The organism is Nonomuraea sp. NPDC049649, assembly GCF_040675175.1.
Lineage (GTDB): Bacteria > Actinomycetota > Actinomycetes > Streptosporangiales > Streptosporangiaceae > Nonomuraea.
In genome coordinates this window covers 16,928-40,837 of sequence record NZ_JBFAOH010000035.1, presented here as the reverse complement: position 1 = coordinate 40,837, position 23,910 = coordinate 16,928, and the positions used below count along the sequence as shown (strand labels likewise).

General features: G+C 70.8%; 22 protein-coding genes. 7 read left to right on the top strand and 15 right to left on the bottom strand.

Translation table 11 applies throughout. The features are described 5' to 3' along the window. Positions 1-6: 6 nt before the first annotated feature. A complete protein-coding gene (locus tag AB0J42_RS30220) occupies positions 7-2,241 on the bottom strand; it encodes an alpha/beta fold hydrolase (RefSeq protein WP_364300359.1) in 2,235 nt (744 codons plus the stop codon). Further along, positions 2,242-3,147, bottom strand: a complete 906-nt coding sequence (locus AB0J42_RS30215) for an ATP-binding cassette domain-containing protein (RefSeq protein ID WP_364300357.1) — start codon at positions 3,145-3,147, stop codon at positions 2,242-2,244. It abuts the gene before it with no gap. Between the two features lie 151 nt (positions 3,148-3,298). Here AB0J42_RS30215 and AB0J42_RS30210 point away from each other — a divergent pair, with 151 nt between their 5' ends. Continuing rightward, positions 3,299-4,495 (top strand): histidine kinase, encoded by a 1,197-nt coding sequence (locus AB0J42_RS30210; RefSeq protein ID WP_364300355.1) that lies wholly within the window; start codon positions 3,299-3,301, stop codon positions 4,493-4,495. Further along, positions 4,459-5,112, top strand: a complete 654-nt coding sequence (locus tag AB0J42_RS30205; RefSeq protein ID WP_364300353.1) for a response regulator transcription factor — start codon at positions 4,459-4,461, stop codon at positions 5,110-5,112. The genes AB0J42_RS30210 and AB0J42_RS30205 overlap by 37 nt, the downstream gene beginning before the upstream one ends. On the opposite strand, the gene AB0J42_RS30200 is transcribed toward AB0J42_RS30205, so the two are convergent. The 7 genes from AB0J42_RS30200 to AB0J42_RS30170 all read right to left on the bottom strand — a co-directional run bounded on the left by AB0J42_RS30200 (position 5,104) and on the right by AB0J42_RS30170 (position 12,626). Then, a complete protein-coding gene (locus tag AB0J42_RS30200) occupies positions 5,104-5,649 on the bottom strand; it encodes an RNA 2'-phosphotransferase (protein WP_364300351.1) in 546 nt (181 codons plus the stop codon). The genes AB0J42_RS30205 and AB0J42_RS30200 overlap by 9 nt on opposite strands. Positions 5,650-6,507: 858 nt before the next feature. Further along, a complete protein-coding gene (locus AB0J42_RS30195) occupies positions 6,508-7,653 on the bottom strand; it encodes an acetyl-CoA C-acetyltransferase (RefSeq protein WP_364300349.1) in 1,146 nt (381 codons plus the stop codon). A gap of 69 nt (positions 7,654-7,722) precedes the next feature. Then, positions 7,723-8,388 carry a hypothetical protein gene (locus tag AB0J42_RS30190; RefSeq protein WP_364300347.1) on the bottom strand — a complete coding sequence of 222 codons (666 nt, stop codon included), beginning with the start codon at positions 8,386-8,388 and terminating at the stop codon, positions 7,723-7,725. A 25-nt stretch (positions 8,389-8,413) separates the two neighbouring features. After that, the gene (locus AB0J42_RS30185) at positions 8,414-9,172 is read right to left on the bottom strand and encodes a class F sortase (RefSeq protein ID WP_364300345.1); all 759 of its coding nucleotides are present in this window, start codon (positions 9,170-9,172) and stop codon (positions 8,414-8,416) included. Between the two features lie 6 nt (positions 9,173-9,178). Continuing rightward, positions 9,179-10,384, bottom strand: a complete 1,206-nt coding sequence (locus AB0J42_RS30180) for a hypothetical protein (RefSeq protein WP_364300343.1) — start codon at positions 10,382-10,384, stop codon at positions 9,179-9,181. 158 nt (positions 10,385-10,542) lie between these two features. After that, positions 10,543-11,331, bottom strand: a complete 789-nt coding sequence (locus AB0J42_RS30175; protein ID WP_364300341.1) for a class F sortase — start codon at positions 11,329-11,331, stop codon at positions 10,543-10,545. Continuing rightward, positions 11,328-12,626: a hypothetical protein gene (locus AB0J42_RS30170; protein ID WP_364300339.1), complete on the bottom strand. Its 1,299-nt coding sequence runs from the start codon at positions 12,624-12,626 to the stop codon at positions 11,328-11,330. Before AB0J42_RS30170 ends, AB0J42_RS30175 begins: the two co-directional genes overlap by 4 nt. Before the next feature lie 221 nt (positions 12,627-12,847). Here AB0J42_RS30170 and AB0J42_RS30165 point away from each other — a divergent pair, with 221 nt between their 5' ends. Together AB0J42_RS30165 and AB0J42_RS30160 are read left to right on the top strand one after the other, a co-directional pair. After that, positions 12,848-13,993 (top strand): acyl-CoA dehydrogenase family protein, encoded by a 1,146-nt coding sequence (locus tag AB0J42_RS30165; RefSeq protein ID WP_364300337.1) that lies wholly within the window; start codon positions 12,848-12,850, stop codon positions 13,991-13,993. 39 nt (positions 13,994-14,032) lie between these two features. Then, on the top strand, positions 14,033-14,194 hold the full coding sequence (locus AB0J42_RS30160) for a hypothetical protein (RefSeq protein WP_364300336.1): 162 nt from the start codon (positions 14,033-14,035) through the stop codon (positions 14,192-14,194). Here the strand turns inward: AB0J42_RS30160 and AB0J42_RS30155 are convergent. The 3 genes from AB0J42_RS30155 to AB0J42_RS30145 form a co-directional block, all read right to left on the bottom strand. Beyond that, positions 14,191-14,967 carry an alpha/beta fold hydrolase gene (locus AB0J42_RS30155; RefSeq protein WP_364300334.1) on the bottom strand — a complete coding sequence of 259 codons (777 nt, stop codon included), beginning with the start codon at positions 14,965-14,967 and terminating at the stop codon, positions 14,191-14,193. The genes AB0J42_RS30160 and AB0J42_RS30155 overlap by 4 nt on opposite strands. A gap of 17 nt (positions 14,968-14,984) precedes the next feature. Then, entirely contained in the window at positions 14,985-17,213 is a 2,229-nt protein-coding gene (locus tag AB0J42_RS30150; RefSeq protein WP_364300332.1) for a SpoIIE family protein phosphatase, read from the bottom strand. 96 nt (positions 17,214-17,309) lie between these two features. Next, the gene (locus AB0J42_RS30145) at positions 17,310-18,014 is read right to left on the bottom strand and encodes a metal-dependent transcriptional regulator (RefSeq protein ID WP_364300330.1); all 705 of its coding nucleotides are present in this window, start codon (positions 18,012-18,014) and stop codon (positions 17,310-17,312) included. A 99-nt stretch (positions 18,015-18,113) separates the two neighbouring features. On the opposite strand from AB0J42_RS30145, the gene AB0J42_RS30140 reads away from it, so the two are divergent. Continuing rightward, the gene (locus tag AB0J42_RS30140) at positions 18,114-18,743 is read left to right on the top strand and encodes a UdgX family uracil-DNA binding protein (protein ID WP_364300328.1); all 630 of its coding nucleotides are present in this window, start codon (positions 18,114-18,116) and stop codon (positions 18,741-18,743) included. A 5-nt stretch (positions 18,744-18,748) separates the two neighbouring features. Here the strand turns inward: AB0J42_RS30140 and AB0J42_RS30135 are convergent, their stop codons facing one another. After that, positions 18,749-19,990 carry an MFS transporter gene (locus AB0J42_RS30135; protein WP_364300326.1) on the bottom strand — a complete coding sequence of 414 codons (1,242 nt, stop codon included), beginning with the start codon at positions 19,988-19,990 and terminating at the stop codon, positions 18,749-18,751. Between the two features lie 11 nt (positions 19,991-20,001). Continuing rightward, entirely contained in the window at positions 20,002-20,655 is a 654-nt protein-coding gene (pdxH, locus tag AB0J42_RS30130) for a pyridoxamine 5'-phosphate oxidase (RefSeq protein WP_364300324.1), read from the bottom strand. A 177-nt stretch (positions 20,656-20,832) separates the two neighbouring features. Between pdxH and AB0J42_RS30125 the strand changes: the two genes are divergently transcribed. Then, complete coding sequence (locus AB0J42_RS30125) at positions 20,833-21,939, top strand: citrate synthase 2 (RefSeq protein ID WP_364300406.1); 1,107 nt, start codon at positions 20,833-20,835, stop codon at positions 21,937-21,939. Positions 21,940-22,063: 124 nt separating this feature from the next. Next, entirely contained in the window at positions 22,064-23,173 is a 1,110-nt protein-coding gene (gene serC, locus AB0J42_RS30120; RefSeq protein ID WP_364300322.1) for a phosphoserine transaminase, read from the top strand. A 22-nt stretch (positions 23,174-23,195) separates the two neighbouring features. Here the strand turns inward: serC and AB0J42_RS30115 are convergent, their stop codons facing one another. Next, a complete protein-coding gene (locus tag AB0J42_RS30115) occupies positions 23,196-23,813 on the bottom strand; it encodes a rhomboid family intramembrane serine protease (RefSeq protein WP_364300320.1) in 618 nt (205 codons plus the stop codon). Between the last annotated feature and the right edge of the window lie 97 nt (positions 23,814-23,910).

Sequence of the window (23,910 nt, the reverse complement as noted above, 5' to 3'; positions counted from 1 at the left end):
CCTCACTCAGGAAGCCGCCGCGCGGCACGCGGTGCCCGGCGCCGGGAGGCGCAGGCTGATCAGATAGCGGTTGACGTGCGCGACGACGCAGGACACGCCGCTGTTGTAGAGCCCGTGACCGTAACCCTGGTACTGGACGGCGGCCGACCCGGGCACCCGCCGCACCAGGTCCGCGGTGCCGTCGAAGTCCGTCCAGGAGCCGACGCCCAGGTAGGGCGGCAGCTCCCCGGCCGGCAGCGGCGCGGGCGGGTTGGTGGCGGGCGCCGGCCAGCCGACACAGGCGAGCGGGTGCCACAGCTCGATCCCGGCGAGGTTCGGCAGCAGCCGCTCCCCCGCACGCCGTCTGGCGCGGTACTCGTCGTAGTCGCGGAACCCGAGCCCGTCGAGGCAGTGCGTCATGCTCATCCCCACGAACGCGGGCACCTTCGGGCTCTTCGCGCTCCTGCGTACGTAGTCGGCGAACCCGGAGGCGTCGCCGCCGTCGGCCCGCGCGATCGCCTCGGCCAGCTCGGTCCAGCGCGGGAACTCGGGCGCCGGTCCCGGCGAGATGACGCTGGGCGCGGCGGCCTGCTTCAGGTCGAACCCGCTGTAGGCGACTCCTTCACCCGCCACCGGCACTGGAGTCCGGTCGGCGCGCGCCACCAGCGCCCGCCAGACCGCGCCGGCGTCCCGGCCGTGCAGCGCGCAGGCGGTGTCGGCCGTGCACCAGGCGGCGAAGCGGGCGAAGGACTCCTCGTGCGGGAGCCTGCCCCGCGCCCGGTCCTGGTACGGGTTGGCCGCGCCGTCGAACACCATCGCCCGCACCCTTGCGGGGAACAGCCGGGAGTAGGCGATGGCGGGCACGCCGCCGTAGGAGGTGGCGATGAAGCTCAGCCTCTCCTCCCCCAGCGCGACGCGGACGGCCTCGATGTCCCGGGCCACCGACGCCGAATCCAGGTGGTCGAAGAACTCGGGGTCGGCGGCGCGGCACCGCTCCGCCGCCGCCCGGTTGCGCCTGCCCAGCGCGGCGTACTCGGCGCGGCTGCCTGGCAGGCCGATCCACGGCCCGGTGATCAGGCAGTCGTACGGGAGCACGCCCTTGTCGACGGTGTTGCGCGGCTCGAAGCTCACGACGTCGAACCGGCCGCGCAGTTCGGCGAAGCTGCCCGCGCTCGCGCTCAGATCCGCCACCCCGGAGCCGCCCGGCCCGCCGGGGATCGCGAACACCGTGCCGATGCGGCGCTGCGCTCCGGTGGCGGGCAGCAGGCCGACGGTCAGCTCGATCGTCCGTCCGGCCGGTTCGGCCCAGTTCACCGGCACCTCGATCGAGGCGCAGCGCATCTCCCGTACGAGGTTCTCACCCTCGCAGTCACCCCAGGACAGCGTCGAACCAGAACCAGAGGGAGCCGCCGCCACAGCGGGTACGGCCGAAACCAGAACAGCCACGACCACACCTACCACCAGCATCCTCACCCGGTGTCCCACCGGGGAAATCACCACGGTCCCCGCCGTCAGCGCCGCGACCACGTACGCGACCAATAGCCCCGCCGCCGATGCGGGCGGCAGGGTCCCGCCGCCGGCCCCCGCGATCTGGAGCGGCAGGTTCTCGATCATGAATGAGCCGGCCTGCGCGCGCAGCGGCATGGGCAGCGTCCTGACCGCGGTCGGCAGCACCACGATGAGCACGGCCAGCACCACCAGCGCACCGGGGGTGGAGCGGACGGCGGCCCCGACGCCGAGCCCGATCAGCGTGACCGCCGCCATCGACAGCCCGGCGGCGACCACCGAGGCCGGCACGCCCGGCTCCGACAGCGGCGTGCCCAGCGTCGCCCCGTCGCGGAGCACCTGCCCGGCCCGGTCGCCGAGCACCGCCATCGAGGCCGCGTGCATGGCGAACGCCAGCACCTGGCCCGCCACCAGCGCGACCACGGCCAGGCCCGGCACCTTGGCCAGCAACAACACCGGGCGGCGCGGCACGGCCGCCAGGCTTGTCCGGATCATCCCGGTGCCGTACTCGGAGGTGATCGCCAGGGCGCCGAGCACGGCGAACACGAAGTAGGCGACCGCGATGCCGTTGCCGACGCCGTCCCCGTTGCCGGGGAAGGCCATCCTCTCGTCCGGCGTCTGGCTGTCGAACCCGCGGGCGATCATGAACGCGATCCCGGCGCAAGCCAGGACGGCCGCCGCCGAGCCGGCCAGCAGGTAGAGGTTCGAGCGGAGCGAGCGGAGCTTCATCCACTCCGACGCGATCACGTCGATCATCTAGCGCCCTCCTGACCGGTGCTCGGTGCTGTCGCCGGTGAGCCGCAGGAACGCCTCCTCCAGGGACGCGCCGCGCGGGGACAGCTCCGCCAGCGCGATCCCCGCCGCCAGCGCCAGCTCCCCGATCTCGGCGGCGTCCAGGTCGCGGACGGACAGGCCGCCGTCGTCCTCCCGCACCACGGCCGCCCCGTGCGCGCGCAGCACGCCGGCGAGCTGGTCCGGGCGGGGCGTGCGGACCAGCACGTCTCCCCGGAAATGCGCGGCCAGCGCGTGCATCGCGGCGTCGGCGATCAGCCGGCCGCGTCCGATGACCACGACGTGGTCGGCGGTGAGCGCCATCTCGTTCATCAGATGGCTGGACAGCAGCACCGTGCGGCCCTCGTCGGCCAGCGAGCGCAGCAGGCCGCGGAGCCAGCGGATGCCCTCCGGGTCCAGCCCGTTCAGCGGCTCGTCGAACATCAGCACCGCCGGGTCGCCGAGCAGCGCCGCCGCGATGCCCAGCCGCTGCTTCATGCCCAGGGAGAACCCGCCGATCCGCCGGTCGGCGACGCCCGCCAGCCCGGCCTGCTCCAGCACCTGCGCCACCCGGCCCGCGCCGATGCCGTTGCTCCGCGCCAGCCAGCCGAGATGGGCCCGCGCGGTCCTTCCGCCGTGCACCGCCGCCGCGTCCAGCAGCGCGCCCATCGTGCGCAGGGGCCTGCGGAGGTCCGTGTACGGGCGCCCGTTCACCAGCGCCTCGCCCGCGTCGGGCGTCTCCAGCCCGAGCACGGCCCGCATCGTGGACGACTTGCCCGCGCCGTTCGGACCCAGGAATCCGGTCACCGATCCGGGTTTCACCGTGAAGGTCAGGTCGTCCACGGCGAGCGTCCCGCCGTACCGGATGGTCAGCCCTCTCACTTCGATCACCGTCGCCCCCTTGCTGTCGACGTGATCAGGCTGCCGCCGTACGAGCCCGCCCGCCATCGGCGCCCGCCCACCCCGGCAGGTGGAGAATCCCCACCTCCGGGGTAGGCCCAGCCCTACCCCGGACGGCTCCGGCACAGGGCACACTGCACCTGTGACCAGGACACGAACCCCGCAAGACCGACGAGTCCTGGGCCGCACGCCGGAAACGGCGAGCCTCGCCCGCAAGACAGCGACCCAGCTGGCAGAGCTGGCGCTCAACACCCTCACCGGACTGGCCGCACTCGCCCTGCTCACGCTGCTCGCGGTGACCTCCGTAGCGGCCCTCGCTTCCGGCCGCGCCCCGCGCGCCCTCCGGCCCGCGCACCGCCTCGCCGCGTTCCAGCTCCGCCGGGCCGACCGGATCCTCCCCCGGACCGGCACCCGTCCCGGAGAGACGCCGCTCCCCGGCACCCTTCTCTGGCTGGCCGCCCACAGCGTCACCGGCCCGGCCTTCCCCGCCGTGGCCTGGGCGATGCTGGCCGCCCTGGACTACGTCTTCTTCCGCCTGCGCCCGGTGGAGACCAGCCACCTGAACACGTTCGCCCTGAGCGTGTCCAGCCTGGCGATCGTGGTGCTCATCCTCCTGTCCGTCCCCCTGTTCCACACCGCCCAGGCCCGGCTGACCCGGCGTCTCCTCGACCCCCGCTCCAGACCGGACGTCAGAGTCCGGGAGCTGGCCGAGTCCCGGGCCGCGGTCCTGGACGCCCACGAGTCGGAACTGCGCCGCATCGAACGCGACCTGCACGACGGCGCCCAGGCCAAGCTCATCGCCATCCGCATGCACCTGGCCCTGGCCCGTGGCTGCGGCGACCCCGGCGAGACCCTGCGGATGATCGACGAGGCGCGGGAGGCAGCCGCGGACGCCCTGACCGACCTGCGCGACCTGGTACGCGGCATCCACCCCCCGGTGCTGGCCGACCGCGGCCTGACGGGAGCCGTCGAGGCGTCCGCGCTGCTCTGCCCGATACCGGTCGAGCTGGACGTGGACCTGCCCGGCCGCCCGCCGCCACCCGTCGAGTCCGCCGTGTACTTCGCCGCCGCCGAGGCCCTGACCAACGTGACCAAGCACAGCGCCGCGTCCCGGGCCTGGGTGCGGCTCGGCCACGCGGACGGCGTGCTGCGCCTGACCGTGGGCGACGACGGTCACGGCGGAGCCCGCCCGGAACGGGGCACCGGCCTGCGCGGCGTCCAGAACCGGCTGTCCGCCTTCGACGGCACGCTCACCGTGAGCAGCCCTCCCGGCGGCCCCACCGAGCTGATCATGGAGGTTCCGTGCGCGTTGTCATCGCCGAAGATCTCGCCCTGCTGAGGGACGGCCTGGTCCGCCTGCTGTCGGCGAACGGCTGCACCGTGGTGGAGGCCGTGGACAACGCCCCCATGCTGCTCCGGGCCCTGGTGGATCACCGTCCCGACGTGGCGGTGATCGACGTGCGGCTGCCGCCCGGCTTCACCGACGAGGGACTGCGCGCCGCGCTGGAGGCCCGCCGCCAGGTCCCCGGGCTGCCGGTGCTGATCCTCTCCCAGTACGTCGAGCAGCTCTACGCCAGAGAGCTGCTGTCCGACCGCTCCGGCGGGGTCGGCTACCTGCTGAAGGACCGGGTGGGTGACGTCGACCGCTTCGTGGACGCCGTCCGCCAGGTCGCCCGCGGCGGCACCGCGATGGACCCGGAGGTCGTCTCCCAGCTCCTCACCCACCGCGGCCGGGACGAGCCGCTTGCCACGCTGACGAAACGCGAGCGGGAGGTGCTGGCCCTGATGGCGGAGGGCCTGTCCAACCTGGCCATCGCGGCCCGCTTCCAGGTCACCGACAAGGCGATCGGCAAACACACCAACAACATCTTCGCCAAGCTCGGCCTGCCCCCGTCCGACGACCACAACCGCCGCGTCATGGCGGTCCTGGCCTACCTCCAGGCGGGATCAGGCTGACGGCCAGCCGATGTACTCCGGCGGCACCCGCTCGGCCAGCCACACCCCGTTGGCGCTGACCCGGAACGCGTGCCCGTCCGCCCGCATCGCCCCCGCGTCCACCGCCAGCACCAGCGGCCGCCCCCGCCGCGCCCCCACCCGCACAGCCGTCTCACGGTCGGGCGACAGATGCACATGGTGCCGCCCCATCGGCAGCAGCCCCCGCTCCCGTATCCCGCCCAGATTCCGCGCCACGGTGCCGTGGTAAAGCCACGCGGGCGGCTCACTCAGCGGAAGGCCGAGGTCCACGACGACGGAGTGCCCCTGATTGGCCCGGATCCGGCCGTCTTCCAGGGCATAACGCTGCTTGCCGTCGTCTCGTACCACCCGCTCCAGCTCGTCACGCCCGATGGGAAAGCCATGCGCGGCGGCCGCCCGCAGAAAGACCTCGACCTCCACCCACCCCTGCTCGTCGAGCACCACCCCGATGCGTTCAGGCTGGTGACGCAGGTGCTTGGCCACATACTTGGACACGCGTACGAGCCGCCGCTCGTCCATGAGGCACCCCTCGAATAAATCGGTTGTGCCGCACACTACGGGACATCTACCGTCTAAGACATGCGCCTTTACCTGTAATGCGCCGGGGCCCTCGACCGGCCCGGCCCACGAATGCCGATCCCTGCCATTACGTAAAGGAGCCTTCTTATGCGTGCCCGTATTTCCGGCAAATCCAGCAAGCGCCCGCCCGCACCCAAGCTGCCCCGGATGCCCAAGCGCCCCCTCACCCCACCGCGCCGCATCCCGCCCAAGGGCCGCTGAATAGCCACTACCAGGATGTTGACATCCTCCCCCTCTTGAAACTCACAAGAGGGGGATTCCGGCCCGTACGGGCTGAGGTTCCCACCGCCGGTTCAGCTTCCGCACGACCATGCTGCGGGCCATGATCTGCTTGCCCCTTGGCGTTCAGCAGCGGGGTCCCGTCCGGTTGAAGACCGGTACCCGGTCGGTGCCGGTGCTTCTTGCGCCAGGTCGGCTCGCCGAAGCCGGAGGTGAAGCGGGCCTGCTTGGCGTGGGCGAAGTCCTTGAGCGCCTGCTGCTGGACGTCGCGCCGCAGCCGCAGCCGATGACCGCTCCCTCGACTCCTGGCTGGTGTCGCTCGTACGACATGCGGTCTCCTCAAGCCAGACGCCCGATCACCCCGGGAGCGACCCGGCGTCACCCGCCCCGCTCCGCGGGAACCGCGCTCTCTTCCGGCGTGAAAGCCAGGACACCCCTGCGGTTCTGGGGTAGTCGGCGGACGTCTCCGCAATGCGAACGGCGCCCCGCCCCCCGTGTGGGGAGCGGGGCGCCGTTCGCGTCAGGGCCGGGGTGAGGGGTCGCCCGCCAAGGTCCCTCGCCGCCGGCTTCCGACGGGTCTCAGAGGCGTTCGATGATGGTGACGTTGGCCTGGCCTCCACCTTCGCACATCGTCTGCAGACCGTACCTGCCGCCCGTGCGTTCGAGTTCGTTCAGCAGCTTCGTCATGAGGATGGAGCCGGTGGCGCCCAGCGGGTGGCCCAGGGCGATGGCGCCGCCGTTGGGGTTGACCTTGGCGGGGTCGGCGCCGAGCTCCTTGATCCAGGCGAGCGGCACCGGCGCGAACGCCTCGTTGATCTCCACCACGTCGATGTCGTCGATGGACAGCCCGGCCTTGGCGAGCGCCTTGCGGGTGGCCGGGATGGGCGCGGTCAGCATGTAGACCGGGTCGTCGCCGAGGATGGTGAGCTGGGTGATGCGGGCGCGCGGGGTCAGGTTGTGGTCCTTGACCGCCTGCTCGGAGGCGATGAGCACGGCGCCGGAGCCGTCGGAGATCTGCGAGGAGGTGGCGGCGGTGATCCGGCCGCCCTCCTTCAGCGTCTTCAGCGACGCCATCTTCTCCAGCGTGGTGTCGGGGCGCGGCCCCTCGTCGTCCTCCACGCCGTTGACGGGCGCGATCTGGTCCTTGAAGTAGCCGTTGGCGATGGCCTTGCCGGCCCGCTGGTGGGACTCCAGGGCGAAGCGTTCCAGCTCCTCGCGGTCCAGGTCCCACTTCTCGCACATCAGCTCCGCGCCGCGGAACTGGGAGATCTCCTGCTTGCCGTAGCGCTCGACCCACGTCTCGCCGAACGGGAACGGCAGGCCCTTCTCCAGCGCGGCGCTGACCGGCGAGCCCATCGGGACGATGCTCATGGACTCCACGCCGGCGGCCACGACGAGGTCCTGCGTGCCGGACATGACACCCTGCGCGGCGAAGTGGATCGACTGCTGGGAGGAGCCGCACTGGCGGTCGATGGTCACGCCGGGGACGGATTCGGGCAGCCCCGCCGACAGCCACGCGTTGCGGGCGATGTCCAGGCTCTGGGGGCCGAACTGCATGACGCACCCCATGATCACGTCCTCGACCGCCGCGGGATCGACTCCGGTACGGTCGATCAGCGCCTTGAGGGTGTGGGCCGCCAGGTCCGTGGGATGGACGGTGGACAGGCCGCCCTTCTTCTTGCCGACCGGGGTCCGGACAGCCCCGACGATGTACGCCTCTGCCACTGTGCCTCCTGTAAACCGAGCAATATTCGGTTGTCTCTCCGAGAGTACAGCAGAACTTTGCTCGGGTCCCTAGTCGCCCGGCGGCAGCAGATCCTCCGGCCGGTCGACGCGGAACCGCCACCGGTCCACCACGATCCCGTGCAGCGCCTCCGACAGCGCCAGCGCCAGCGTGCCCAGTTTCGCCTGGTCGTCGCCGCGCAGCTCGACCGCGGTCAGCTCGGCCGCGAACGGCACCAGCTCCTCGGCCGCAGGCGGCCGGCCCTTCTCCGGCACGACCAGCACCCGGACGCCGCCGGCCGTGAAGACGAACTCCTCCTCCTGCTCGACCTCCCCCTCCAGCAGCTCCGTAAGCTCCTCGGCGGCGGGCCGGTCCGGCAGGATCACCGCGGGACCGCCCGGCCGGCTCTCGTCGGCGGGGTCGTCCACCACGCCCCGGCACACCGAGAGCCCGCCCAGCCGGAACGCCAGCCCCTCCGCGAGATGCCGGTCGAAATAGTCGACGGGCAGCGGCCCCTCCGCCGTCACCCGGCACGCCCACACCTGCTCCAGCGCGCCGCCCACCAGGGCGGGATCGGCCTCGACCGGCGCGTGGACCCGGACGTCCGCGGCCACGATGTCGTCGCCGTCCTCGCGTGCCTTCGGATCGGCCAGCCGCACCAGCCGCAGCAGCTCGGCCCGGTCCGGCCTGGCGGGCAGCGCCGCCGTGGGGCCAGTACGCAGTCTCCGCTTCGCCATCCAGCCCATTGCGCGTCCTCCGCGATCAGCTTCGATAAGAGCTCGTCATCGTCGCGTACACGATGACATTGTCGGTGTAGTGGCCGGTGTTCCGGTTGTAGGCGCCGCCGCAGGTGATGAGGTGCAGCTGGGCGTTCTGATACTGACCGTAGACCCGCTCGGTCGGGAACGTCTTCTTGTCCGTCTGCTCGATGCCGCCGACCGTGAACACGGCCGTGACCCCGTCCTGCCGCTCGACCTCGATCACGTCGCCGTTGCGGATCTCCGGCAGGCGGGCGAACACGGCCCGGCGCGTCCGGGTGTCCTTGTGACCGAGCACCACCGCCGGGCCGGCCTCGCCCGGGGTGGACATGTTGCGATACCAGCCCACCAGGTTCGGGTTGTCGGCCGGCGGCACCTGGATGGTGCCGTCCCTGGCCAGCCCCACCGACTTGATGGGCGCGTCGATGCCGAGCCGCTTGACCTTCAGCCGTACCGGGGTCGAGGGCAGCATCGCCGGCGCGGGCCGGATCTCCGGCAGCGGCGGCGGCGCGTCCGGGTCGCCCTGGAACATCGCCTGCTCCGGCTGCCCCGAAGCCTGCGCCTCGGGCAGCGCGGTCAGCCCCAGCGAGTCACGCTCGCTCGCCAGCCCGTACTCCGCGGGCGAGCTCAGCACGATCAGCATCCCCGCGACGACGGTCACCACCCCGGCCACCGCCGCGATCAGCAACGTCGTGCGCAGCACCTTCCCGCCGTCGTCCGGCGGAGGAGGTACGGGCGAGCCGTACGGATACTGGCTGGCCACGGCCGGTCATCCCTTGGCGGCGCGGCGGCGCATCAGCAGCCCGCCACCTCCGGCGGCCAGGATCAGCACCGACCCGGCGAGGATGAACATCCGCCCGTCCGGCCCGGCCATGCCGCCGGCCCCGGTGGCGACCCCGTCCTTGGGAGTCTTGGACGAGCGCGCGGTCGGGCTGGTGGTCCGCGTGGTCGGCGTCTCGGTGACGATCACCGTGGTGGTCTTCGTCGGGGTCGGGCTCGGGCTCGGGGTGGGCGAGGCCGAGGCCGCGGCGACCTGGAAGGTGAAGGTCGGCAGGCCGGTCGTGGGAGCCGTGCACTTGATGATGCCCGTGCCGGTCGCGGCGGCCCCGACCATCAGGTCGCCCGGGGTGATGGTGACCGTGCCCGTCGTGGTGGGCTTCACCTTGATGCTCACGCTGGGCAGGGTCACGTTCTGCCCTGCCGTGCCGGTGATGGTCGCGTCGCCCGTCGCGCTGGCGGGCACTCCGGCGCCGCTGGCCTTGACCGTGGCGAAGTACTTGGTCCCGGCCGGGATGCCGGTCGCGGGCACCTTCAGCTCGTCACCCGTCGTCTGGATCTGCGTCGCCCAGGTGAAGGAGGCCTCCTGGTTGGCCCTGGCGTTGGTCGGCATGGTCGCCGTGAACTTGATGTCCACATTGGCCGTCTCGGTGCCGACCGTGCAGGCGTACTTGACGACGCCGTCGTCACCCCCGCCGCCTCCAGTACCGATCGGGACCTGAAGGGTCTCGGTGGAGTCGGTAGTGCAGGTCGTCATGTTCGTCTGAGCGGACGCGAGAGCCAGCGTGAGGTTCTGCGGGTCGATGGTGACATTGCCGGTGGCGGTCGCCGTCACCGCGATGGGGTACGTCACGTTGCCTGCGGGAACCGCTGTCTGCCCCTGCGCGACCGGAGCACCTTCCTTCGCACCGGGCGTCACCGTACCGCCCGTCACCGTCGCCGTGAGATTGGCGGACACCTTCGTATCCCCCGCCGCAGGCGTGCGCAGGGTGAGAGCCGGAATGGCGACGGTCAGATTAAAGGACTGTCCCGCGGTCACCGAGTCAGGAGCGCTGAGCTTGACCGTAATGGACGGGTTGTTGAAGGGGCCATCCGTAGTCGAGCAGGTGTAAGTGAAATTCTTCTCGGCCAGCAGCGCCGCTTGCGCGGGAGCCGCGCCGAGGAGAAACGAACCGGCTAGAAGGACGAACGTGCTCACCAGTCCTAAGGCCGAAGAGGTCTTCTGGGCGAGGCGGCGCCGCGCCAGGGACGAAAGCACTGTCCTTCTCCAATCCCACTCAGTCTCAAGGGTCACAGTTGGGGAAGAGCATACGGACTCATCCTGTCAGGCTCCCGTAAACCACCCAAACAGATCCGTCAGCCCTTCTTCTTCGACAGCGTCGCGTACACCACGATGTTGTCGGTGTAGCTGTGCTCCTTGCGGTTGAAGACGCCGCCGCAGGTGATGAGCCGGAGCTGGGAGTCGTTGGTGTTGCCGTAGACCCGGCTCGTCGGGAACGTCTTCTTGCTGACCTGCTCGACGCCGCTCACCGTGTACCGGGCGACCTTGCCGTCCGACCGGTACAGGTAGATGTGGTCGCCCTTGGTCAGTTCGTCGAGGCGCTTGAAGACGGCCGCGCCCTTCTTGGTGCTGACGTGGCCGTTGAGGATCGACGGCCCCACCTCTCCAGGGAGGGGGCTCTTGTTGTACCAGCCGGTGATGTTGGGCCTGCTGAGCGGCGGGGTGGCGAGCGCGCCGGTCTTGGCCAGCCCGAGCGGCTTGATCTTCGAGTTGACCTTGATCTTCGGGATCTTGATCCGGGTCGGCTTGATCTTGGTACGGGCGGCCTTCGACTTGACCGGCGGGATCGGCGCCACGGCCGGCACGGCGGCCAGGGGCGGCGGCGCGTCCAGGCGGGCCGGAGTGAGCGGCGCGTTCTTGCCGCCGGGGCCGACGGTGGGCGCGAGCTTGAAGGCGCCCGCCTTCTGGAACTGCACCGGCGTCGGCTCCCCCTGGGCCACCGGGGCCGGCCCGGACCCGTCGTCCACCGGCGGGATGAACGACAGCAGACCGACCATGACCACGCCCACGCCGCCGAGCGAACCGGCGATCAGCAGCGCGGGCATCGCCCGGCTCATCGGGGACTTCTGCGGCGGCTGGGTCATCGGTACATCCCTCCGGCGTGCTCGGCCCGGCGGCGGCGCATGACGAGGCCGCTGGTGACGCTGCCCATCAGCAGCAGGCTCCCCGCCGCGAGCAGCCCGACCGACCCGGTATCCCGTTCCGGCGCCTCACCCGTGTCGACACCGCCCTTGGGGGTGGCCTTCACCTGCGGCTGGGTGTTCGTGACGGTGACGGTCGCCGAGGTCGTGACGGTCGGTGTCGTTTCCCCCGTCACCACCACACTCACGTGCCGGTCCACGTCGTCGGCCACGGGCGGCGTGCTGGAAGGAGTGACGCTGGGCGTGGTGCTGGGCGTCGGCTCCTCGCCCGGATCCTCACTCGGGTCCTCGCTGGGGTCCGGGTCGGGGCTGTCGGTGTCGCTGGGATCGGGGTCCGGAGTTCCGCCCCCGACGTTGATCTCGACCGCGTCCGGGGTGCTGATAGCTGTGCAAGTGGCCCTGTGCAGCGTCGGCGGATCAATCATCTCCTTGGTGAGGATCTTGAAAGCGTCAACGAACACCCGCTTTCCATCCTCAAGGCCGCTGATCGTCACCTTGTGCTGCCCATACGGTAGATCGTCACGCCGCCAGAGGGTGGTGTTGCCCTGGATGCTGTTCGTCGGCTCACCAGTCTCTGTCCGTGAGGGATATACAGTCGCAGAGTCGTCATCGTCCACGACAACCTGCACATCACCTATTTTGGGCTGACGGCGGCCGATGTACTCGAATCCAGTGCCGAGAAACTCGATGGTGGCCGTGTCGGCAGCCGCCTCCGTGGTGTGTACGTCCAGCAGGTGATCGCCGTATTCCGGCGGGGTTCTCTTCCGGTGCTTCCAGGAACCTGTGTACTCGATGCGATCAAGCGCGTCATTGTTGACGATCTGCTCGCCGGCAGGTGGTATGAAGTCCACCTCAAGTTCCTGCGGCGTGAGCTTGATGACGCCTTCCCTGGTCATGTGCGCCTCGGAGGACATCCCTTCGGGAACCTTCAGCCCTTCAGTGGGCTTAAGGCTCCCCTGCTCCACAGCCCCTTGCGGCTGCAGCACGCCGTTCCATGCGCCTTCCAGCTTGACATTGCCGACAAGGGCAACCTGAGCACCAGCTGGGAAGTAGTCGGGTGACAGGAAGCGCCGGTTTTCCATGTACTCAACAGTCCAGCCGAGCGAGAGCATGGTGTTCGTCTCGATTGACGTCGGGATCTGCACCCGGGCCTTGAGCATCACCGGGTCGGTGCCAGCAATCCCTCCGGTACAGCGGTACTCGACCACCATGTTGAAGGTCTGCGCCTCCGCCGGCATGGCCAGGAGCCCGGCCGAAGCCGTAAGGCCGACCGATGCGGCGATCCATGCTCTACGCCACCGACTCACGGGAGCTCTCCCATCAGGCACACAGGTAACCGAAGGTAGATCTTAGGCGCGGCAACCCGGACAACACTCGCATCCTTCGGCACTTGTGATGAACCCGTGTCCAGCGGACAGAATCGTATTCTGTTGTGCATCGAACCACCCTTGGAGGCGTCATGGAGCGAGACCTCTTCGACGAGGAACACCTGCTCTTCCGGGAGACCGTCAGCGAGTTCATGACCCGCGAGGTCGCCCCCCACCACTCCCAGTGGGAGAAGGACGGCATCGTGCCCCGCGACGTCTGGAAGAAGGCCGGGCAGATCGGCATGTTCGGTTTCTCGGTGCCGGAGGAGTACGGCGGCTCCGGGATCAAGGATTTCCGCTACAACGCGGTCATCGTCGAGGAGCTGATCGGCAAGGGCGCCTCCGGCCTGGGCTTCTCGCTCCACAACGACGTCGTCGCCCCGTACCTGGTGGACCTCACCGACGACGAGCAGAAGCAGCGCTGGCTGCCGGGCTTCGTGAGCGGGGAGCTGATCACCGCGATCGCGATGACCGAGCCGGGCGCGGGCAGCGACCTTCAGGGCGTACGGACGAGCGCGGTGCGCGAGGGCGACCACTACGTCGTCAACGGGCAGAAGACGTTCATCACCAACGGCATCAACGCCGACCTCGTAGTGGTCGTCGCGAAGACCGACCCGTCGGCCGGGGCCAGGGGCGTGACGCTGCTGGTGGTGGAGCGGGGCATGGAGGGCTTCAGCCGGGGCCGCAACCTCGACAAGATCGGCATGAAGGCGCAGGACACCGCCGAGCTGTTCTTCGAGAACGTCCGGGTGCCGGTCGCCAACCGGCTCGGCCCCGAGGACGGCCAGGGCTTCTTCCAGCTGATGAACAACCTCCCGCAGGAGCGGCTGTCGATCGCGGTGGCGGCCGTGGCGGCGGCGGAGACCGTGCTCGCGCAGACGGTCGAGTACTGCAGGACCCGTCAGGCGTTCGGCCGGAGCATCGGCTCGTTCCAGAACACCCGGTTCGTGCTGGCCGAGCTGGCCACCGAGACGGAGATCGCCCGCCACTACGTCGACAAGTGCATCCTGGCGCTGAACGCCGGCACGCTCACCGCCGTCGACGCGGCCAAGGCCAAGTGGTGGACGACCGAGCTGCAGACCAAGGTCGTCGACCGGTGTCTCCAGCTGCACGGCGGCTACGGCTACATGACCGAGTATCCAGTGGCGAAGGCGTGGCTGGACAGCCGGGTGCAGACCATCTACGGCGGCACCACCGAGATCATGAAGGAGATCATCGGCCGGTCCTTCGGCTTCTGAGCCACGCGGGATCCGGGCCGGACGCGCATACTGGAGGGCATGGACAGCGGCCTGATCCTCCTGGTCTTCCTGGCCCTGCTGTTCGCCTGGGGCCTGAACAGGGTGCGCCGGGCGATCCGGCTCGGACCCGTCGGCTACGCCGGAGTGATGATCGTCTTCATCATCGTCATGCTCCTGCTGTGGGGGCAGACGATGCGCTAGCCGCCGCTGCCCTCCAGCAGCACCCGCGTCACCAGCGCCGGGTCGTCGGTCATCGGCACGTGGCCGCAGCCCTTGAGCAGCTTCACCCGCTGCCCCGACCACCTGGCGGCGCGGACGGCCTGGCGGCGCGGCAGCAGCCGGTCGCGCTCACCCCAGGCGATGGTGATCGGCGACTTGGGCGGCGCGGGCGGCATCATGTGCGTGCACGACTCCAGCGTCGGCTCGAACCCGCTCGCCGAGGCGACCGCCTGGGTGGCGGCGAGCAACGCGGTCGGCGTCATCCGCGACGGGTGCGCGACCATCAGGCCGATCGCCAGCGCCCGGCCGAGCGGATTCTCCGCCAGCTCCGCGGCCCGCTCCGGCGGGATGGAACGCGCCGACGCCCGGGTCGCCTGCAGCATCGCACGGGCGTAGAGCAGCTCCGAGCGGGACCAGAACCCGGCGGGCGAGAGCGCCGTCGCGGTCCGCACGGTGCCGCGCGAGGCCAGCTCCAGCGCCAGGTAGCCGCCGAGCGAGTTGCCGGCGACGTGCGGCTCGCGAATGCCCAGCAGCGCGCAGAACGACTCGACCGCGTCGGCGAGCGACTCCGCGGTGTACGGGACGCCGTCGGGCAGCCCCGGTGACCGCCCGAACCCGGGCAGGTCGACGGCGATCACGTCGCGTGCGGCGGCCAGGCGGTCCATCACGGGCAGCCAGGCCTGCCAGTGGTGGCCGAGGCCGTGGATCAGGATCAGCGGCTCGCCGCTGCCCCGGCGTTCGAAGGCCAGCTCCATGCCTGGCAGTGAACCACTCACCGGCCCCTGGTGGGAATCTCGAACCAGACGGCTTTGCCTTCCCTGGTGGGACGTGAGCCCCAGCGCTTGGCAAGCTGGTCGACGAGGTAGAGGCCGCGGCCGCCCTCGTCGTTCTCGCCGGCGCTGCGGATCCGCGGCAGCCGCAGGTCCTGGTCGAAGACCTCGACCCAGACGGACTCCTCGCCCCGGCGCAGCCGCAGCGTGAACTCCTTGTCGCCGATCACCTCGTCGTCGAAGTCGTCGAAGCCGGGGACGTCCCACGACTCCTCGAAGGGCAGCGGCGGCCCGTCGACCGACAGCTCCCGGCGCGGCACCCCGCCGGCGGAGGCGTGCAGCACGACGTTGGTGACGACCTCGGAGACCAGCAGGCAGGCCAGCTCGGCCCGCTCCTCGGGGACGTTCCAATCGGCGAAGGCGTCGGAGGCCATCCGCCGCGCCTCCCCCACCATGATCGGCTGGGCCGGGAACGTGCGCTCCTCGACGTCGAGGTCCTCGTCGCTGGAGCGGATGACCAGGATCGCCATGTCGTCGTCGATCTCGCCGGGCACGGCCATGGTGGCGGCGTCGGCGATCCGCTCGACCTCGGCCTTGGTCATCGGGGCGAGCTTCTCGCAGAGGATGCTCAGCGTCTCCTGCGTGCTCGGCGGCGGGCCGCTGCGGGTCGGCCGCCGGTCGACCAGGCCGTCGGTGTAGAGCAGCAGCGCGGCGCCGGGCGGGAGGGTGCGGGTCTCCTCCTTGTAGACCAGGTCGGCGTGCATGCCCTTGGCGCGCACCCCGAGCGGCTGGCCGACCTCCTCTATGTCGAGCTCGACGCACTCGCCGTCGCTCAGCAGCAGCGGCGGGGCGTGGCCGGCGTTGGCGAACGAGAGCTGCCGCGACCAGGCGTCGTAGACGAGGTACTGGCAGGTGACGATGGGCGGGACGCTGATGTCGGCGCCGGAGTCGTCCTTCTCCGGGGTGGCGAGGATGCGCGTCCACTCGTCGAGCCGGGCCAGGATGTCGGCGGGCGACTTGTCGTCCTGGGCGAAGGCCCGCAGCGCGGCGCGGAGCTGGCCCATGATGGCCGCCGCCTTCGCGCCCCGGCCCTCCACGTCGCCGATCACTATGCCGACCCGGCCTGCGGAGAGCGGGATGACGTCGTACCAGTCGCCGCCGACCTGGGTCTGGATGCCCTGACCGTGGGAGACGAGCGGTGCGGCCGGATAGTAGCGGACCGCGATGTGGAGCCCGTCGAGCTGCGGCAGCGCCCGCGGCAGCAGGTGTTTCTGGAACGATTCGGCGGTGTGGCGCTCTTCTTCGAAGAGCAGCGCGTTGTCGATGGCGACCGCGACGCGGGTGGCGATGGCGCCGACGAAGTCGCGGTCGAAGGCGTCGTAGTGGGGGCTGCGCCGCTCGGTGAGGTTGGACAGCCCGAGGTACATCAGGCCGAGCGTCTCGCCGCGCACGGTGAGCGGGGCGACGATCGCGGAGTTCATCCCGATCTCGCCGCACAGCCGCGCGCTGCCCTCGCTCGGCGCGGGGAAGTCGTTGTCGGCGAAATCGTCGACGAGGATGGTCTCCTGGCGGCGCAGCGCGGCGTCAGCGTAGTGGCCGGGAGGGTAGCGGATCTCCGCGCCGACGGGCTTCCACGTGCCGGTGGGCGGCTCCCACCCCTGCACGTGCTGGGAGACCCGGCGCACCAGCCGGTCGCCCTCCATCAGCTCGATGAAGCAGTGGTCGGCGAACTGCGGCACGAGCATCTCGGCCACCCGCTTGAGCGTCTCCTCGACGTACAGCGAGCCGGCCAGCCGCTCGCCGATGCGCTCCAGCAGCCCGAACCGGTCCTTCTCGCGCTCGTTGCTGCGCAGCGCCTCGCGGGCGGTGATGACGATGCCGGTCACCGAGCCCGACGGGTGGCGCAGCGGCACGGCCTGGGCGCGGACGTAGACGATGGCGCCGTCAGCGCGGCGGACGTCGAACGTGCCCTCCCAGACGTTGCCCTTGAGCACGTGCTTGGCCAGCTCGATGGCCTGCGGCTGGTCCTTCTCCATGATGCCGAACGACAGCGCGGAGGAGTCGCGGGCCGACTTGCCCGGACGGCCGAACAGCTTCTCGGCGAAGGGGTTCCAGTAGATGAGGTTGCTGAACCGGTCCGTCACCACGACGGCCATTTCGGCATGGTCGAGGACGGACGCGGCCGTAAGGTGATCGGCCGCGTCGTGGGACAGATCCCCCCATCGCGTCATCCGGAGACCACTCCTCGGGGAAGCGTGCGGGAAAGAACCACGGGCGCTCCTGCAACAGTCTCGGCCAGGGGGGAGTGGAGGACCTCCCGGATGGGATCAGCGCCTGGACACGAAGACGTGCGCCGCCACGTCGCGCGGAATCTCCGCGAGAGAGTCGTTCGCGTCACCGTCACCTGTCACCCGCACACCGTCGTCGCTCGCCGCGAGCGTCACCTCGCGTCCGGGTTGTATCCCAACTTGCTTGAGTTTAAGCATCAGAGCGGGATCGCTTTGCACTTGTTCGCTAATTCGGCGGATGGTCACGGGGACCGGCTGGGCGCCGATGACCGCCGTCATGGGCGTCAGCTGGGCTTCCGTCGTGTCCGCGGCCTCCTCGGCGCCCAGCTCTGCCAGGCCCGGAATGGGGTTGCCGTGGGGGCAGAAGGTGGGGTTGCCCAGGAGCTTGACGAGGCGCTGCTCCACCGACTCGGACATCACGTGCTCCCAGCGGCAGGCCTCGATGTGCACCTCCTCCCACGGCAGCCCGATCACGTCGATCAGCAGGCATTCGGCGAGGCGGTGCTTGCGCATCACGCGGGTGGCGAGAGCGCGGCCCACTTCGGTCATCGCCAGGTGCCGGTCGCCTTCGACGCGGACGAGCCCGTCGCGTTCCATGCGGCCGACGGTCTGGCTCACGGTCGGACCACTCTGCTGAAGGCGCTCGGCGATGCGAGCGCGGAGGGGGATGATGCCCTCCTCCTCGAGCTCGTAAATCGTCCGGAGATACATCTCCGTGGTGTCGATCAGGCCGTGTGCGGTCAAGGCTCCTCCCTGATGCCCATGCTAGCCGCTCGTTTCGGGACTGAGCCCGTTCGCTGCGGGAACAGGAACAGCCCGTGCCCGTGGGGGAGAACGAGTGGGATGACAACCAACGACAACAACTCGGCTGTCCGCTTCCTTCCCGAATGTGAAGATTTGGGATCACTGCGTACTGCCGCCGCCTCCTGTGAAGGATGTGGTCTGTACCGCGACGCCACCCAGACGGTCTTCGGCGAGGGCCCGGACAGCGCACGGTACCTGTTCGTGGGCGAGCAGCCGGGCGATCAGGAGGACCGGCAGGGGCACCCGTTCGTCGGCCCGGCGGGGCGCGTCCTGGACCGCGGCCTGGAGGAGGCCGGCATCGGCCGCGACGAGGTGTACGTGACGAACGCGGTCAAGCACTTCTCCTTCACCAGCCGCGGCAAGCGGCGGATCCACCAGAAGCCGACGGCCGCGGAGATCGACGCCTGCCGGCCGTGGCTGTCGGCCGAGCTCGCCGCGGTCCGGCCCGAGGTGGTCGTGGTGCTGGGCGCCACGGCCGCGCGCTCCCTGCTCGGCCCGTCGTTCCGGGTGACCAGGCAGCGCGGCGAGCCGGTGCCGATGGGCGACGCGCTCGCGGTCGCCACCATCCACCCGTCCTCCGTGCTGCGCGCCCCCGACCGCGACGCGGCGTACGCGGGCTTCCTGTCGGACCTGCGCGTCGCCGCCGGCGCGGCCCCGCACACCCGCTGAGCCCGTCAGTCCAGCCGCGCCCGGTAGTTACGGAAGCTCGACACCGACAGGCCGACGGCCAGCACCGCGATCGCGCAGGCGAGCCCGCCGCCCACCCACGCCGTGCCCAGCCCGAACGCGGTCGCCGTGGCCCCGGCCCGCACGTCGCCCAGCCGCGGCCCGCCCGCGACCACCACCATGAAGACCCCCTGCAGCCGCCCGCGCATCTCGTCGGGCGCGTAGAGCTGCAGGATCGACTGGCGCCACACCGACGACACCACGTCGGCCGCTCCCCCGACGGCCATGAACGCCAGCACCAGCCAGAGCTGCTCGGCCAGCCCCGCGGCGGCCACCGCCAGCCCCCACAGCGCGATCACGAGGGTGAGCGCCAGCCCCTGCCGCCTGACCCGGGTGACCCAGCCGGAGAACAGCCCGCCGAGCACCGCGCCGATGGCCATCGAGGAGGTGAGCCAGGCCAGCGCCATCAGCGAGCCGCCGAAGCGCTGGTCGGCCAGCTCCGGGAAGAGCGCCCTGGGCAGCGCGAACACCATCGCGATGATGTCCACCACGAACGACATCAGCAGGATCGGGCTGGTGACGATGAAGCGCAGCCCCTCACCCACCGACCGCCAGCCCGGCCGGGTCACCTCGCCCAGCGGCGGCAGCGCGGGCAGCCGGAAGGCCGCGTAGAGGCTGGCCGAGAAGAGCACGGCGTCCGCCGCGTACGCGGCCGCGAACCCGCCCTGGGTGAGCAGCACGCCGCCCACCATCGGCCCGCCGACCGCGCCGAGGCTGTAGACCAGCGAGTTGAGCGCGTTGGCCGGCGGCACCAGCTCGGCGGGCAGCAGCCTGGGGATGATCGCTCCCCGGGTCGACGAGCTGACCGCGAAGCCCGCCGCGCTCAGCGAGACCGTCGCGAGCAGCACGTACACGCTCGGCACGCCCACGATCGCCTGCAGCAGGATGAGCACGGTGCCCAGCCACGCCACCAGCGACCCGGTGACGAGCAGCTTGCGCCGGTCCACGGCGTCGGCCACGGCCCCGCCCCACAGGCCGAACACCACCAGCGGAATCAGGTTGGCCAGGCCGAGCATGCCGACCCAGAACGAGGACCCCGTCAGCTCGTAGACCTGCTGGCTGACCGCGACCACGGTGGCCGCGAGCCCGACGTGCGAGACCGCCTGGCCCACCCAGAGCCGGCGGTAGGCGGGCACGGCCAGGGGCCTGGTGTCCACCAGATGGCGCTTGACGAACTCCCCGAACGACACAGTCGGCCACATTAAGGGGCAAGCCGCTCCAAAACCCACAGCGGACCGTCGAGGCGGTAGCGGAGCCGGTCGTGCATCCGGTCCAGCTGGCCCTGCCAGAACTCCACCTCGCGGGGCACCACCCGGAAGCCGCCCCAGAAGCCGGGCACCGGCGGGTCCTCCGGCCAGCGGGCCGCCAGCTCCGCGTAGCGGGCGTCCAGTTCCTCCCGCGACCGTACGACGGAGGACTGCCGGGAGGCCCACGCCCCGATGCGCGACCCGTACGGCCGGGAGGCGAAGTAGGCGGCCGACTCCTCCGGCGACAGCCGCGACACCTTGCCCTCCACGCGCACCTGGCGGCGGATCGGGTGCCACGGGAAGAGCAGCGCGGCCCACGGGTTCTCGGCCAGGTCGCGGCCCTTGCGGGACTCGTAGTTGGTGTAGAAGACGAAGCCGTGCTCGTCGTACCCCTTGAGCAGGACGGTGCGGGCGCTCGGCCGGCCGTCGGCGGAGGCGGTGGCCAGCACCATCGCGTTCGGCTCCGGGAGGCCCGCTTCGAGCGCCTCCTGGAACCACGTGGTGAACTGCGCGACGGGGTCGGCGGCCACGTCTGACTCGAGCAGCGGCTCGCCCACGTAGGAGCGTCGAAGGCCCGACAGCGAGGGCGGGCGCGGGGTGACATCCACGGGAAGGTATTCTTTCGCGCTTGATGGAGAAGCCCATACTTGGCCCCCTACCTGCGCATTCGGTCTTCCGGCGGGTCCGGAGACCAGCCGCGGACGGGGAGAGGGTTAAATTGACCCGCCGGTATCTCGACATCAAGCAATTGCCGGAACATGGCAGAGGAAAGGGAGGCGGCCGACGTGTCCGACTTCAAACCCGGCCTCGAGGGCGTCGTAGCTTTCGAGACCGAGATCGCGGAACCGGACAAAGAAGGGGGCGCCCTGCGGTATCGGGGCGTCGACATTGAAGAACTGGTCGGCCGTGTCCCCTTCGGGGCTGTCTGGGGCCTGCTGGTAGACGACAAGTTCCAGCCGGGCCTGCCCCCGGCCGAGCCGTACCCGATCCCCGTCCACTCCGGCGACATCCGCGTCGACGTGCAGAGCGCGCTGGCCATGCTGGCTCCCGCCTACGGCTTCAAGCCGCTGCTCGACATCGGCGACGAGGAGGCGCGCGACCAGCTCGCCCGCGCGTCGGTGATGGCGCTGTCGTTCGTGGCCCAGTCGGCGCGCGGCCTGGGCCTGCCGATGGTGCCGCAGAAGCGCGTGGACGAGGCGAAGACCATTGTCGAGCGTTTCATGATCCGCTGGCGCGGTGAGCCTGACCCCAAGCATGTCAAGGCCATCGACGCCTACTGGACCTCGGCGGCCGAGCACGGCATGAACGCCTCCACGTTCACCGCCCGGGTCATCGCCTCGACCGGCGCCGACGTGGCCGCCGCGCTCTCCGGCGCGGTCGGCGCCATGTCGGGCCCGCTGCATGGCGGCGCGCCCGCCCGGGTCCTCCACATGATCGAGGGTGTGGAGAAGATGGGCGACGCCAAGAAGTACGTGCAGAGCGAGCTCGACAAGGGCCAGCGCCTCATGGGCTTCGGCCACCGCGTCTACCGCGCCGAGGACCCGCGCGCCCGCGTGCTGCGCCGCACGGCCAAGGAGCTGGACGCGCCGCGGTACGAGGTCGCGGCGGCGCTGGAGAAGGCGGCTCTGGAGGAGCTGCACGCCCGCAAGCCCGACCGGGTGCTCGCCACCAACGTCGAGTACTGGGCGGCCGTGGTGCTGGACTTCGCCGAGGTGCCCGCCCACATGTTCACGTCGATGTTCACCTGCGCCCGCACGGCCGGCTGGGCCGCGCACATCCTGGAGCAGAAGCGCACCGGCAGGCTGGTCCGCCCGAGCGCGAACTACATCGGCCCCGCCTCCCGCCCGCTGTCCGACGTGCCCGGCGCCTCCGAGGTCGTCGGCACGATCTGATTCCCACCGTCTGATTCCCAGCGTGTGAACGGCCCGCCGGTCTCCGGCGGGCCGTTCCCGTATGCGCCGTCTCACCATCCGGACCTGGGACAAGGCAGTCGTGGCAGGTCAGTAATCTGGTGAGGTGGCTGACATCGTGATTCCCGCAGACATCAAGCCCGCCGACGGCCGTTTCGGCTGCGGGCCCTCGAAGGTTCGTACCGAGCAGCTGGCCGCGCTCGCCGCGTCCGGCGCGAGCGTCATGGGCACCTCCCACCGCCAGAAGCCGGTCAAGAACCTGGTCGGCCGCGTCCGGTCCGGCCTGGCCGACCTGTTCTCGCTGCCCGAGGGCTACCAGGTCGTGCTCGGCAACGGCGGCACCACCGCGTTCTGGGACATCGCCGCCTTCGGGCTCATCCGCGAGAAGTCGCAGCACCTGTCGTTCGGCGAGTTCTCCTCGAAGTTCGCGGCGGTCGCCAAGAAGGCGCCGTGGCTCGCCGAGCCGTCGGTGATCAGCTCGGAGGTCGGCACCCACCCCGAGCCGGTGGCCGAGGACGGCGTCGACGTCTACGCGCTCACCCACAACGAGACCTCGACCGGCGTGGCCATGCCGATCAAGCGGGTCGGCGGCGACGACGCGCTGGTGCTGGTCGACGCGACCTCCGGCGCGGGCGGGCTGCCCGTCGACGTGTCCGAGACCGACGTCTACTACTTCGCCCCGCAGAAGAGCTTCGCCTCCGACGGCGGCCTGTGGATCGCGCTGATGTCGCCGCGCGCCCTGGCCCGCGTCGAGGAGATCGCGGCGAGCGGCCGTTACGTGCCGGAGTTCTTCAGCCTGCCGGTCGCGATCGACAACTCGGCCAAGGACCAGACCTACAACACCCCGGCGGTGGCCACGCTGTTCCTGCTGGCCGACCAGCTCGACTGGATGAACGGCAACGGCGGCCTGGCCTGGACCACGTCCCGCACCGCCGACTCCGCCCAGCGGCTCTACGCCTGGGCCGACAAGTCGTCCTACGCCGCCCCGTTCGCCGCGCCCGAGTACCGTTCGCAGGTGGTCGGCACGATCGACTTCTCCGACGAGGTCGACGCGGCCGCGGTGGCCAAGGTGCTGCGCGCCAACGGCATCGTCGACACCGAGCCCTACCGCAAGCTGGGCCGCAACCAGCTGCGCATCGCGATGTTCCCGGCCGTCGACCCGGCCGACATCGAGGCGCTGACCGCCTGCGTCGACTACGTCGTCGAGCGCCTCTGACGCGCCCGGCCGGGGCCGTCCGCTAGCGGATGGCCCCGGCCGGCCTGCGCAGCACCCACGCGGCCACCACGCCGCCGATGAGCCCGAACAGGTGGCCCTGCCACGAGATGCCCGGCGTGCCCGGCAGCACGCCCGCCAGGATCGACCAGTAGGCGGCGGCCACACCGAGGCCGAGCACCACGTCGAGCAACCGCCGGTCGAACAGCCCGCGCGCCACGACGTACCCGAAGTAGCCGAACACCAGCCCGCTGGCCCCCACCGTGTAGGTGCCCGGGCTGGTGAACCAGGTGCCGACGCCGCCGATGACGATGATCAGCAGGCTCGCGGCCAGGAACTTGCCGATGCCGCGCAGCCCGGCGACGAACCCGAGCACGAGCAGCGGCAGCGAGTTGGCCATCAGATGGCCGAAGCCGCCGTGCAGGAACGGCGCGGTGAAGACGCCCACCAGCCCGTCGGGGTCCCAGCCCCGGATGCCGTAGGCGTAGTCGATGTTGCCCGGCGTCAGGTAGTCGAAGATCTCGACCGCCCACATGAAGCCCAGGATCGCGAGCATCGTCAGCAGCGAAGCCAGGGCGCCCGAGAGCAGCGAGGCCAGCCCGCTCTTGGCTGACTCGTAGCGCGGCCGCGAGTAGTCGCTCATGCCTCTCCCAGATGACGTCTTGCTATCACCGTACGCAGGAAGCGCCGCGAGCGCGCATGGCAAGCCCCCTCCCGGAAGCCGGGAGGGGGCGCGGATC

Bases quoted from the DNA above. Each gene is read 5' to 3' on its own strand.
- AB0J42_RS30220 (WP_364300359.1), bottom strand. From the start codon at position 2,241: ATGATCGACGTGATCGCGTCGGAGTGGATGAAGCTCCGCTCGCTCCGC.
- AB0J42_RS30155 (WP_364300334.1), bottom strand. From the start codon at position 14,967: ATGGAGCTGGCCTTCGAACGCCGGGGCAGCGGCGAGCCGCTGATCCTG.
- AB0J42_RS30165 (WP_364300337.1), top strand. From the start codon at position 12,848: ATGGAGCGAGACCTCTTCGACGAGGAACACCTGCTCTTCCGGGAGACC.
- AB0J42_RS30190 (WP_364300347.1), bottom strand. From the start codon at position 8,388: ATGGCGAAGCGGAGACTGCGTACTGGCCCCACGGCGGCGCTGCCCGCC.
- AB0J42_RS30160 (WP_364300336.1), top strand. From the start codon at position 14,033: ATGGACAGCGGCCTGATCCTCCTGGTCTTCCTGGCCCTGCTGTTCGCC.
- AB0J42_RS30150 (WP_364300332.1), bottom strand. From the start codon at position 17,213: ATGACGCGATGGGGGGATCTGTCCCACGACGCGGCCGATCACCTTACG.
- AB0J42_RS30140 (WP_364300328.1), top strand. From the start codon at position 18,114: ATGACAACCAACGACAACAACTCGGCTGTCCGCTTCCTTCCCGAATGT.
- AB0J42_RS30115 (WP_364300320.1), bottom strand. From the start codon at position 23,813: ATGAGCGACTACTCGCGGCCGCGCTACGAGTCAGCCAAGAGCGGGCTG.
- AB0J42_RS30170 (WP_364300339.1), bottom strand. From the start codon at position 12,626: ATGCCGGCGGAGGCGCAGACCTTCAACATGGTGGTCGAGTACCGCTGT.
- AB0J42_RS30175 (WP_364300341.1), bottom strand. From the start codon at position 11,331: ATGACCCAGCCGCCGCAGAAGTCCCCGATGAGCCGGGCGATGCCCGCG.
- AB0J42_RS30200 (WP_364300351.1), bottom strand. From the start codon at position 5,649: ATGGACGAGCGGCGGCTCGTACGCGTGTCCAAGTATGTGGCCAAGCAC.